Here is a 12,362-nt window from a genome sequence, read left to right on the forward strand (position 1 = left end):
ATTTGAAACGATGCTTCAATTTTTACGTACATCTATATTATCAGTATTATGATCGTCTTGTTCCGTAATAAAAAATAATACTAATACTATTCAAATATTATGTTATTATCGAAGTGTGTAGGCATTGTCTGACTCTAACGTCTCAGAAGTGTTTAAGAAAGCTCTTATAAGAATAAATTTAATACAACTAAAAACTTTAGTGAAACTGGAGGGTTAATTTATAAAAAATAAGCTTTAATTATTGGTTCTGTCGGAGTCCTTGTACTATCAATTGGTTTGATGAAAGGGTTCTCCAGTACAGAGCACAAAATAGAAGAGGTAAACCGTTAGAGTTTATATTGAGAAATTAGAAAGAGATGGGATAGCAATTTATCCAATAGCAATTTTATATGCTTCCGTACCTTTGAAGATGAGATCAACATCGTTGACAAATCAGGATTATACGAAAAATGATTCCTAATTGATAAAGATTTATTCCGCTAATTGTTGTATTCAAAGGATTTTAATATATAGTCCATAATTAGCGTTATACAAAGGGGAAATGAATAATGAATTGGCAAATTACTAAAGAATTAAATAAAAGGGATAAACAATATATTGATGATGAGCTTTATAAGTTTAATTTAAATCATTTCCCAGAAGATTTAGGAGGCAGATACGAAGAAATCAATTTATTTTTGAAGGATGAAAACGGTAATACTCGTGGTGGAATACTCGCTGAAGTGTGTTGGAACTGGTTAGAAATTCAAACCTTTATGATAGATGAGAACATAAGGAAATTGGGTTATGGGACAAAATTATTATTAGAAATTGAGAAGATAGCTATTGAAAAAGAATGTGATTTTATAAAGGTAGATACTTTGAGTTTCCAAGCACTGGGTTTCTATGAGAAGAATGGCTATCAAGTGTTTGGAAATTTAGATAATGTAGGGAGAGATTATAAACATTACTATTTAAAAAAGGATTTATAGAATTATTAATATTATAGAGCCGAGAAGATATAAGTTTCTTCTATCATTAAATCTAATCATCATAGTCACCATCTTTGTCTAAGTAGATAACACTTCTATCTGGTTCGTGTAAGTATAAGTAGTATCTACTTCAATGATTGTTTTTGAAGCACCCATCGGAATCCAGCCTTCCGATTCCACAGGCCGCTTTTGAGTCAATTTCTGCTGTAGATACTTTAGGAGAGAGAATGCAAAAATTTCGTCAAAGAAAAATAGTGAACCAAGACAGAACAAGGGATTTGTAATACGCAACTGCATTTTGTTCAAATCTTCCTTTATTGAATTTTGGGTATTGTTGAAATTACCATTATAGTAGGAAAAAACTAGTAGTATTCTAGTAACAAAGGAGCGATTCTCTTGAAGATTTTGTCATTTACTGTCGCTTTATCTATTTCTTTTGCCATGTACATATATATCTACGGACTAAAAGTAGACTATTCAGTAAAATACCATCCAGTTCTTTGGTTTTTTCCAATCATTCTTACTATAATAGCAATTATCTGTTTATATTTAGCAATAAAAAATCAAGAGTATAAATAAAAAGACAAGTAAAGCATCCTTGATATAAATGGGTACGCTTTTTCCAAGAGGTGATGGAGTAGACATACAAATATGACTTTCCTATTCTTTGACTATATATTATATTTTAGGAAGCAATGACTGGCAGGTTCCCTTTTGCTTAGCCCAAGAACATTTTAACAGAATCAATGCTCCGTATAAAAAATTATATTTAATACCGAATGCTGGACATATGATAATGGTAGATCAACCTGACTTGTTTTTTAATACACTATTAAAAATAAAAAATATTCAATGTAGTGGGTAGAAACTGTTATTTTTAATACGGTGGTGATTCTTCAAGCAGAAGATCGCCTTTTTTTCTGGGGAAGCGGCAATGCGATTATAAGGAGATTTGTATGATAACAAATTTAAAGGGGTGGAGAGACCCCACGCTGTTACTATCGTCTATTGGAATATCTAGTATCGGAGATTTTATTTATTTAGTTACGATTAATATTATTGTATATCAACTAACTGGGTCGGCAGCAGCTGTTGCAGGACTTTGGATAATTGGTCCACTGACTAATATTGTTACAAAGTTCTGGACTGGCAGTTTCATTGATTATCGTAGTAAGAGAAAAGTAATGATTGTAACATACATAATTAGGGCAACGTTTATCTGCTTAATCCCTTTTGCACCAAACATGGCAGGTATATATGTGATTTTGGTCGTCCTAAGTGTGTCAAAAGCATTTTTTAATCCATCTTCAATGACTTATATTGCTATTATTGTTCCAAAACAAAAAAGGAAACAATTTAACTCTATTCACTCCTTTGCAAGTTCCGGGGCATTTATTATTGGACCAGCAATCGGGGGATCGCTTATTTTATTAACCTCTGTAGAAATAACATTGTGGCTAAATGCATTATTCTTTCTGATTTCAGCCACTTTATTATTTTTTCTACCTGAAAAAGAAAATATTGACAAAGAATCAATTCCACCATTGTCTTTTTCCCAGGTGATTTTGGATTTTATAGTCGTTCAGAAATTCATGTCTCAAAATAAATATGTTACATTTATTTACCTTGGTTTTATTCTAGTTATGCTTTTTTCATTTGCTATGGATGCACAGGAAGTTGTATTTACACAACAAGTTATAGGGCTTTCCGAGATGGAGTATAGTTTATTAATCAGTATTACAGGAATAGGTTCTGTAATAGGTGCTACGTTACTTTCACTTTTTTCAAATTTCTTCTCGCTTAGATATATGATTGTCATAGGTCTTATCATGATGACAATAGGTTATGTAATCTATGCATTTTCATGGTCGTTTATTTCAATTGTTATTGGATTTGTAATCTTAGGTTTCTTTAATGTGTTTCTAAATTCTGGAATTATGACTTTCTACCAAAATAATGTTCCTGTAGAAATTATGGGCAGAGTAACGAGTATTTATCAGTTGATACAAAGTGCTGTTCAAGCAGTATTTATTCTAGCAATTGGGTTTGCAGCAGATATTATTTCATTACGGCTTACAATCATCACGTTGGCACTTGTCATGCTGATTGCATCTATTATTTTTTCATTCTCAGTAGTGAAGCCGAATAAAACATCTTATTATCGTGAAGGCCACAATGAAAGAAAAATATAATATTTAAGTTTATTAAACTAAACCTGCTGAATAGAGAGCATTATTGCGTTAACTGGTGCGATTGTTAAATAAGGCAATTAGTAACCTGAGTGTCTTTTCTAATAGAAATACTTCAAAAATGATTTTAGAACATATAGTATTGCTGAAGGATAAGGGTAAACAGGATCGATACTGTCGGTGTAATAAAAATTGATGATACATATCATATTATGATGCAATTGTTAACTCAAACCTAAATTAAGTTTGTTATCAAACTGTTGTAAGATTGAAGATGAGAATTTTATATACAATTACTGAGGGAATATACGAGGTTGTTTATGACGCCCCGGGTAAATTGTGCCTAAAGGTTCCAATCACAAACAAAAAAGCCCTGTGGTTATTAATTCCCACAAGGAGTTTTTGCATTTAGTAAAGGGTAGGGGTTGGAGGACAGGCAACAGCATCGATAAATCTTGGATCAATTCCATAAAACACCCAGAAGGCACCGTTCCATCTATAACCAGAAACTTCACCATACTCGACACGTGTTGGGTAAAACCAAAAGCGTTCTCCATTTATTAGCCAAACATATGTGTTTTGGTATAAACAGTCAATTATATAGGATACAGAAGGCTTTGGTGGAATGAATGTCGGGGGAGGCGATTGTGGTTGTTGTCTCATTGGTCCAATTGGTGGCAAAAAAAACATATGATTTCACTCCTTTTCAGATAGGTCTTCAACATTATATGATTAGATAATCATAAGGTTAAAAGGACTAAAAAATATGGTTAGAATTATAAATAATACCCATTTAATAGAAGAATATTACTTAAAATAACTTTCTTGTTCAACTAGTGGAGCTTAATCAACAGGAGACGTCATTGGGATCGTTTCATTAAACCATAGGGGCAGTAAAATTCAATTAGCACCGTCCATTATCACCGACACGGTATCCGAACAAGTAATAGGTAATCACTTATGTTTGCCTAAATGAATATTTTATTTGTAAAGCTATTTTAGGAGGAATCGGTGTGGGATACTATGTTACAGTAGAATCAAGTGTAAAACTATATGTAGAAGATATAAATCCAGAGGGCAGTAAGATAATAGTGTTTTTACATGGTTGGCCGTTAAGTCATAAACAGTTTGAGTATCAATTTAATGTTCTTCCCGCAATGGGGTACCGCTGTATCGGAATTGACTGGAGAGGATTTGGAAAATCAGATAAGCCAGAGAGTGGTTACAATTTTAACCGATTGGCAGATGATATACGTACAGTAGTTGATGTACTTCAATTAGATAATTTCACTCTTGTAGGTCACTCTACTGGTGGAGCAATCGCGATTCGGTATATGTCCCGATATAATAGCTTCGGAGTATCCAACCTCGTCCTTGTAGACGCTGCAGCTCCTATAGGATTTACACCAGAAACTGCGACTAGATTTCTTACTTTAGCGTTAAATGACCGTCCTAAGATGATGCGCGAAGTAATAGACAGTTTTTTCTTTCAATATATAACAAGCTCATTCTCTGAGTGGTTTTTTCAATTGGGTTTACAAGCAGCAGGTTGGTCAACTGCAGCAATCATAATTACACTAAGAGATGAGAAGCTTTATGCAGACTTGCAAAAAATACTTGTCCCAACTTTAATAGTTCATGGCGTTCACGACAAAGTTATTCCATTTGCACAAGCACAGGAAATAAATCAAAAAATAAAAAATTCACAGCTTGTTCCATTTCATTACAGCGGTCATGGTTCTTTCTGGGAAGAACGTGACAAGTTTAACCAGCTATTAGGACAATTTATTGGTTGATAGTCCTATTAAATTAATGGCTAGCAAGAGCTTAAATAGGCTGTTATCAAATTAATCTCTTTTCTTATATAAAAAGCCATAGGTCGGCACCGCCCCTCCAAAAGCTAGAGTGAAGAAGCTACCTTTGGGGGGAAGAGCGGTCTAATGCTTTTTTGTTTTTAGTATATTGGTGTAAACTGATATTAATTTCCCATTATTTGCATATTTTGTAACTTACCATTTAAAATAGAGCTATACATAAATTAAGGAGAGAATTATCGTGATTGGGATAAAAAAGGAGAGTATAAGTTCTATACCAAGTTTGATTGTAGTAGATATGGACAAAGAAAATGAAGCATTACCAATGATTACTTATTTTCATGGATTTACAAGTGCGAAGGAACATAATTTAGATATTGCATTTCTACTAGCTGAAAAGGGATTTCGTGTCGTGCTTCCAGATAGTAAATTGCATGGAGAAAGAGACACAACAACATCGATTATTCAAAAGACAATTAACTTCTGGGATATTGTAATGCAGAATGTGAAGGAGCTTTCAGAGATTCGGGATCATTTTGAACAGCGAGGACTGATCTTAGATGGTAGGTTTGGTGTAGCTGGCACAAGTATGGGAGGGATTACAACCTCTGCGGCATTGACACAATACCCATGGATCAAAACTGCAGCTATACTAATGGGCTCACCAAGAATAACGACATTTGCTAAGCAATTAATTAATAATTATAAGAAGGTAATGGATCTTCCAGTTACAGAAGTGATGATTGAGAATTTATATGTTCAGCTTGAGCACTATGATTTATCAACAAAAATAGAGAAGTTGAATCAGCGTCCAGTTTTATTCTGGCATGGTGATAACGACCAAGTTGTGCCGTTTGACCATTCATATTCTTTCTATGAAGAGGCAAGGAAATTGTATGATAATGAAGAAAATATCCGTTTTATCAAAGAAATTAATCGTGATCATAAAGTAAGCAGGCATGCAATTTTGGAAACGATAAAATGGTTTCAACAGCACTTGTAGTTTGAAATAATTCAAATTTCTTATCCTGCATTAACTGAATTCTGACTTGTTCAACAAACACGTTAAGAGGCTAGGTAGAGAACAATTAACTGAATGGTGGTTCACTTTATTAAAATGTAAATGTATGGTTAAATAGAAATAAGAAGGTAAAGAGGAGGTATCGTAATGGATGCAGATTTAAAAGAAAATATTATGGGTGCGCTCGAAAACGTAATTGACCCCGAGTTAGGCATCGATATTGTAAACTTAGGACTAATCTATGATGTGGAACTAGATGAAGAAGGATTTTGCACCGTATCCATGACTCTAACGTCAATGGGGTGCCCGCTTTCAGCCCATATAGAACGTGATGTGCAATTTGCATTAGCAGATATACCTGAGATAAAAGAACTGAAAGTAGACATTGTTTGGAGCCCACCATGGAGCAAAGATAATATGTCACGCTATGCTAAGATTGCGCTAGGAATTCCTGATTGATCAAGGCTTAGTTCGTTAGGCAGCAAATAAAAAGTAAGTGAGGATTCGATTATCCGCGCTTACTTTTTTTGAACGGAATTCTTATGTAGGGTAATTCACCATTTATTTGGCTTTTGAATAGGCTAGATGGTGAGGAGGGTGAGATAATGAGGGCAAATAATGAAACAAAACATATGTATGATTTATGTAAGGATCATGTGCATGCTTATGTCTACGCAGAATTCCAGGATGGTAGAGCGGTTGATGGAATTATTACGGGGCTAGATGAGGAATATGTATATTTAGCAGTGCCAATTGAACATAATCAGCAAGAACAGGGCAATCATGATTATAATCGGCAATTTGGATTTCCATACTACGGTTATCCAGGCTATGGTATTCCAAGGAGAAGGTTTGATCGATTAATCCTGCCACTTGCAGCATTAGCAGCAATTAGTTTATTGCCTTGGTATTAATAATAACCCCTTGCCATATCTTGTAATAGGCAGGGGGTTATTATTAAAGGGCTAGTTTTTTTCTTCTTTTAAAATACCGTCACCCAATATTATAGCAGCAACTGCTAAAATTGCAGCAAGCAATAGTCCATCAGAAAGTACAAATGGCTCTCCACCCATACTTGATAAAACAAATGCAATGGCTAAGCTAACAACGACTGACCAAAAGATTGTCATTATGTATCGCAAAAATAACACCTCACAATTTAATATCTAACTATAGTATAGCATGTTTTTATGCCCTTACATACTATTTATATGATTTATTTAGCGCATTTGTATTAGTAGGTTGTTTATTATTTCTTACCAACCAGCAATGAAGATAAGTCGCAATTGATATAAACTGCGAACTAGTGACAATTTTGATTTCAATTCAGATTGGACAGATTTTTTATTCACTTGCGATACCTACAAGCAACGTCGGTTTGTTAGTAGATAAGTCATTCTATTGTCTTTAGCTTCTGCACCATTCCGGCGGAAGAAATACACGGAGACTCCTTGAAAATAAAGTTGAATTTGTCTGATTGCGATGTACGGCTGCCGAATCTTCCTTGTCCTGCTGGAGAAGAGCATAGGTGATGCGACATCACAAAGAGGCTCAACAGCTTTCCTAAGGTGTGCGTAGTGTATTTCTGGAGCGATTGCTCCGAGAACCCTTATCAGATTAAAGTAGTTCGCACTTTATTTAAAATACCTTTCTCACAGTATAAGGGAAAGCGAGGAAATATGGTATTAACCCATTGTTCTTAAACGTAAAGCTCTTCTAGAAAATTGCTGTTATTTCGAAGTGGAGGAGGATATACATGTCTGTATTGGTAATTAATTGTAATCATTGGATTGGCTATCATATTGTTAATACATTACTTCAACATGATTATTTGGTTGATGGGATAGAGAGCGATACAGAGCTGGATGAATTATCAATGTTTTTTGGAAGGAACAGTTCGTTTTCTTTTTATAATATAGAAGATAGAAAACGGTATGATACATGTATTTGCGTGGGAGAACATGGGCACTTGGAAACAATTGATGCGGAACGAGTTTTTATAATTAATCCCGGAAAAATGAATGATTGGATGGACTATGATACGGCAACAATGATATTCGCAGCTCATTTATATGGGGAATGGATGCCAATGACTGAAAAAGGATTTTATGATAATCAGGAATTTATTGCATTTCAATCGAATGATTTTAAAGAAAATGCAATTTATATCGAGGATTTTGCTAATGGATTGATTCAATGGATACAATCAAGCAACCTTTCCTCCAATCTAGAGGTAAAATCAGAACGTAATAATGGGAAAGTAAATAAAGAGAACCAAAATTCGATTTATATTCGTTCCAGCCTTCCGTTGGAAAAAAGGATGACAGCACTTCAGAAACACTACCAATTAATACAGCGGAAGAAAAATATGAGATAAAGAGGGCAAACGTGCGTAGATAGAGGGCAGTCCTTAGAAGAAACGATATAGTATGCGTAAATTTTTTTACTTGCCATTTAAGTGTTTATCCATTAAAATTAGTACCAAGTCATAACATTAGATAATAGTTATTTTAAATATAAGGGGTTGTAAAACATGGGTGCTGGTATTTTAGGTACTGGTCATTATCTTCCAACAAGAGTGGTAACGAATCATGATTTAGAGAAGATTGTTGATACGAATGATGAATGGATTCGGACAAGGACTGGGATTGAAGAAAGAAGATTTGCTGAAGATGATATTGATACATCAGATATGTCTTATCATGCTGCACTTGGGGCATTAGAAGAATCGGGGGTATCTGCTGAGGAAATTGATCTTATTTTAGTTGCAACAGTAACTCCAGATACACCTTTTCCTTCTGTTTCATGTATGATTCAAGATAGATTAGGTGCTACGAATGCAGCAGCAATGGATATCGGTGCTGCATGTTCAGGGTTTATGTACGGATTAATAACCGCAAAACAATTTATTGAAACAAAGACATACAAGAAAATTTTAGTTGTTGGTGCCGACAAGCTTTCGAAAATTCTCAACTGGGAAGATCGGAGTACGTGTGTACTTATGGGCGATGGTGCTGGAGCGGTTGTAGTTGGTGAGGTTTCAGAGGACAAAGGAATATTATCCTTTGAACTTGGTGCAAATGGTGCAGGTGGGAAAGAGCTTTATCAAAATGAACTTGATCAACTTGTAATGAACGGACGCGAGGTTTTTAAATTTGCTGTTAGACAAATGCCACAATCGACTATTAATGTCGTAGAAAAATTAGGACTAAATAAGGACGATGTCGATTATTTAGTTCCGCATCAGGCAAATATTAGAATTATGGATGCTGCACGTGAGCGTTTAGGTATTTCGGAAGACAAAATGGCGACAACAATTAAGAAATTCGGAAATAATTCGTCGGCATCTATTCCTATGGCTTTATCAGAGGCTGTTAAAAATGGTAAAATAAAAGACAATGATTTAACCGTGTTAGTTGGCTTCGGTGGAGGTCTCACTTGGGGTGCGGTTGCAATGCGTTGGGGAAAATAAGCAAGATTTCCTATGAGGAGGATTAACTTATGGAAAATAAAAGAGTAGTTGTAACAGGACTTGGGGCTGTAACACCGCTTGGCAATGATGTTCATACGTTTTGGGAAAACTTAATTGCAGGTAAATCTGGAGTAGACTTTGTAACGAAAGTAAACAAGGATGATTACCCAGCAAAAGTAGCGGCAGAAGTAAAGGACTTTGATCCGACTGCATTTATGGAGAAAAAAGATGCAAGAAAGATGGATCCATTTACACAATATGCAGTAGCAGCAGCAAAAATGGCTGTTGAGGATGCGAAGCTAACAATCGATGAGACAAACAATACTCGTGTTGGGGTATGGGTTGGTTCTGGAATCGGTGGAATGCAAACATGGGAAGATCAACATCGTAAACTAATTGAAAAAGGTCCAGGCCGTGTTAGTCCATTCTTCGTACCAATGATGATTCCAGATATGGCTGCAGGTCAAGTATCGATTCAATTAGGTGCGAAAGGAATTAACTCTTGTTCTGTAACTGCATGTGCATCGGGCGCCAACTCAATTGGTGATGCGTTTAAAGTTATTCAACGCGGGGATGCTGATTATATGATTGCTGGTGGTACAGAAGCACCGATTTCAAATATGGCTTTCGCTGGATTCTCATCTGCTAAAGCATTATCAACAAATGACGATCCAAGCACAGCTTCACGCCCATTCGATAAAAATCGTGATGGCTTCATTATTGGTGAAGGAGCAGGAATTCTAATTCTAGAATCACTAGAAACGGCATTAGAACGTGATGCACATATCTACGGCGAAATTGTTGGTTATGGCGCAACTGGTGATGCGTACCATATCACTGCTCCAGCAGAAAATGGTGAAGGAGCAACACGAGCAATGCAAATGGCGTTAAATGATGCTGGAATATCACCTCAGAATGTTGATTATATTAATGCACATGGTACAAGTACTGCATTAAATGATAAATATGAAACAGCTGCAATTAAAAATGTATTCGGTGAAAAAGCAAAGGAAATTGCTGTATCATCTACGAAATCAATGACAGGCCATATGCTTGGAGCAGCAGGGGCAATTGAAGCAGTTATTGCAATCAAGACAATTGAAAATAGTGTGATTCCTGCAACAATTAATTATGAAACTCCAGATCCGGATTGTGATTTGGATTACGTACCAAATCATGCAAGAAAACAAGATGTGAATGTTGTTGTAAGCAACTCATTCGGATTTGGTGGTCATAATGTTACATTAGTATTTAAGAAATATGAGGCTTAATCTTTATTAAAAATGCTGTTCAGCAAAGCGCTGATCAGCATTTTTTTGGATGTTAAGTTTTAAGCAAAAGATAACGAAGGAGGACTCTTCAAAGTCTTCTTATTCATAAGAAGTATTTTTAGAGACTAAATGACTAATCTTCATGTATTCGTCTACAAGTGCATAAACTAAAGAAAAGACTCGGACAAGCTTAGGCGGTGGAGAAATTAATGGGGTATATATTCGCTTTTCTAATCGGATTTGGACTAGCTGTCACTGGCGGAGTAACAATAATAGCATATCTAAACTTTTTACCTGCGGGATTATCTTGGGCGGACTATTTCATTTTTATCCAAGGAAGAATAGAGTGTTATTTTTTACCAATTGGAATCTTAATCATGACGTTTGTAATCTATCGTTTTCCAAACAGACTGTAAACATAGAAGAATATTTATACTCGTATTTGGTCATAATGTAAAATAAGTTGTATCTGTAATAGGCTTTGTTGAAGGATTTTTTCCTTTTATGGCAAGAAGGGTTTTAAAGCCTTCTCATTTATTAAGTGCAACGAATGCTATCACGTCCAAAAGTGGCTGTAGCAGAGTTTCTAAAAAAGCGAGGGTTGTTTTATGTTATATTTACATGATGTTTGGGTGAATTGGTTTGAGGGTGAGGAGAATGGGTATAATGTTTGTCATTTTCACGAGTGGCGCAAAGAGGATGGAATCGAATTATTGGATCAAGTACCTCTGCTGTACATAACAGAAGTCTTATTTAACTACATCGAAAATGATATGCATGACCTACCTAAATCTTTACTTGATGCCATTTATAAACGCGCCTATATTCGTAAAGGTCATGAACGTTCAGTACTTGATTATGCATGTGTTGTAACAGATGGTAACAATATCCTAGCAATCGACACGATTGGTTATGAAATTCCGATTCGCAAAAGCAGACTCATCCCAAGACAGGAGCAGCTTGTATTTGATATGATCCAAAAAACAAAGCCACAAGCCTTTCGTTTTGATGAGACGAACTACCAAAAAGAATATCATATGCTCTCCATGCCTCCAGAGTTAGTATTTGGGTTAACAAGAAGGGAACGGCAGCTAAAGCAATTGCTCATGATCGGCTTGGACCAATTGCGAACAACGAATAATTTAGAGGAATTAAGATATTGGTTAACGGAATGGGATCCGAAGAAGTATCCATTTATCCGATTCATGGATGAAGATAAAGTTTGGGAAGCACTGTACAATGGTGTAAAAGAAGGTTGGACTGTTGCTCATGAAGAATTATGCTCTAAATTAATTCGTGGACAGCATTTTTTAGAGAAAATGTGGGAAGTTGAAAATGGTGAAGAGCAGAGCACATCGTAGCAGAAGTAGTTAGGTTTTGGGAGTGTTTGGTGTATGGACTCCATATTGTAGTCTGAGCACTTTAGGAAAGGGTTGCAACAAGGGGATTGATTAAGAAATAAAATAAATGCTCTAGCGACCATAATGATGAATAAATGCAATAAAATGAAACAGGCAAGCGATCCTAAAGCTTGCCTGTTTCATATATCAGCACGAGAAAAAATATATCAGCACGAGAAAAAATATATCAGCACGAGAAAAAATATATCAGCACGAGAAAAAAT

General features: G+C 35.4%; 13 protein-coding genes. 11 read left to right on the forward strand and 2 right to left on the reverse strand.

The genetic code is table 11. The annotated features are described in order from the left end of the window. The first annotated feature begins 548 nt into the window (after positions 1-548). Together CWR45_RS07835 and CWR45_RS07845 are read left to right on the forward strand one after the other, a co-directional pair. Positions 549-971, forward strand: coding sequence for a GNAT family N-acetyltransferase (locus CWR45_RS07835; RefSeq protein WP_115749299.1), 423 nt, complete (start codon positions 549-551; stop codon positions 969-971). 956 nt (positions 972-1,927) lie between these two features. Continuing rightward, entirely contained in the window at positions 1,928-3,163 is a 1,236-nt protein-coding gene (locus tag CWR45_RS07845) for an MFS transporter (RefSeq protein ID WP_115749301.1), read from the forward strand. 405 nt (positions 3,164-3,568) lie between these two features. Here CWR45_RS07845 and CWR45_RS07850 read toward each other — a convergent pair whose 3' ends face one another. Continuing rightward, complete coding sequence (locus CWR45_RS07850; RefSeq protein ID WP_211315949.1) at positions 3,569-3,850, reverse strand: transporter; 282 nt, start codon at positions 3,848-3,850, stop codon at positions 3,569-3,571. Positions 3,851-4,173: 323 nt separating this feature from the next. Here CWR45_RS07850 and CWR45_RS07855 point away from each other — a divergent pair, with 323 nt between their 5' ends. From CWR45_RS07855 to CWR45_RS07870, 4 genes are all read left to right on the forward strand, one after another. Continuing rightward, complete coding sequence (locus CWR45_RS07855) at positions 4,174-4,956, forward strand: alpha/beta fold hydrolase (RefSeq protein WP_115749302.1); 783 nt, start codon at positions 4,174-4,176, stop codon at positions 4,954-4,956. Positions 4,957-5,215: 259 nt separating this feature from the next. Then, complete coding sequence (locus CWR45_RS07860; RefSeq protein ID WP_115749303.1) at positions 5,216-5,977, forward strand: prolyl oligopeptidase family serine peptidase; 762 nt, start codon at positions 5,216-5,218, stop codon at positions 5,975-5,977. Positions 5,978-6,142: 165 nt separating this feature from the next. Next, on the forward strand, positions 6,143-6,454 hold the full coding sequence (locus tag CWR45_RS07865) for a metal-sulfur cluster assembly factor (protein ID WP_115749304.1): 312 nt from the start codon (positions 6,143-6,145) through the stop codon (positions 6,452-6,454). A gap of 146 nt (positions 6,455-6,600) precedes the next feature. Next, positions 6,601-6,909, forward strand: coding sequence for a hypothetical protein (locus CWR45_RS07870; protein ID WP_115749305.1), 309 nt, complete (start codon positions 6,601-6,603; stop codon positions 6,907-6,909). A gap of 51 nt (positions 6,910-6,960) precedes the next feature. Here the strand turns inward: CWR45_RS07870 and CWR45_RS07875 are convergent, their stop codons facing one another. Next, positions 6,961-7,137, reverse strand: a complete 177-nt coding sequence (locus tag CWR45_RS07875) for a DUF2929 family protein (protein ID WP_115749306.1) — start codon at positions 7,135-7,137, stop codon at positions 6,961-6,963. Between the two features lie 614 nt (positions 7,138-7,751). Here CWR45_RS07875 and CWR45_RS07880 point away from each other — a divergent pair. From CWR45_RS07880 to CWR45_RS07900, 5 genes are all read left to right on the forward strand, one after another. After that, positions 7,752-8,372 carry a hypothetical protein gene (locus CWR45_RS07880; RefSeq protein WP_115749307.1) on the forward strand — a complete coding sequence of 207 codons (621 nt, stop codon included), beginning with the start codon at positions 7,752-7,754 and terminating at the stop codon, positions 8,370-8,372. Between the two features lie 156 nt (positions 8,373-8,528). After that, positions 8,529-9,467 carry a beta-ketoacyl-ACP synthase III gene (locus tag CWR45_RS07885; protein WP_115749308.1) on the forward strand — a complete coding sequence of 313 codons (939 nt, stop codon included), beginning with the start codon at positions 8,529-8,531 and terminating at the stop codon, positions 9,465-9,467. A gap of 29 nt (positions 9,468-9,496) precedes the next feature. Further along, on the forward strand, positions 9,497-10,738 hold the full coding sequence (gene fabF, locus CWR45_RS07890; protein ID WP_114916076.1) for a beta-ketoacyl-ACP synthase II: 1,242 nt from the start codon (positions 9,497-9,499) through the stop codon (positions 10,736-10,738). Positions 10,739-10,947: 209 nt separating this feature from the next. Continuing rightward, entirely contained in the window at positions 10,948-11,154 is a 207-nt protein-coding gene (locus tag CWR45_RS07895) for a YuzI family membrane protein (RefSeq protein ID WP_115749309.1), read from the forward strand. A gap of 192 nt (positions 11,155-11,346) precedes the next feature. Beyond that, a complete protein-coding gene (locus tag CWR45_RS07900) occupies positions 11,347-12,099 on the forward strand; it encodes a YjbA family protein (protein ID WP_115749310.1) in 753 nt (250 codons plus the stop codon). The last annotated feature ends 263 nt before the right edge of the window (positions 12,100-12,362 follow it).

Origin of the sequence: Oceanobacillus chungangensis (assembly GCF_003369565.1) — a bacterium.
In the GTDB taxonomy this organism is placed as follows: domain Bacteria; phylum Bacillota; class Bacilli; order Bacillales; family Amphibacillaceae; genus Oceanobacillus; species Oceanobacillus chungangensis.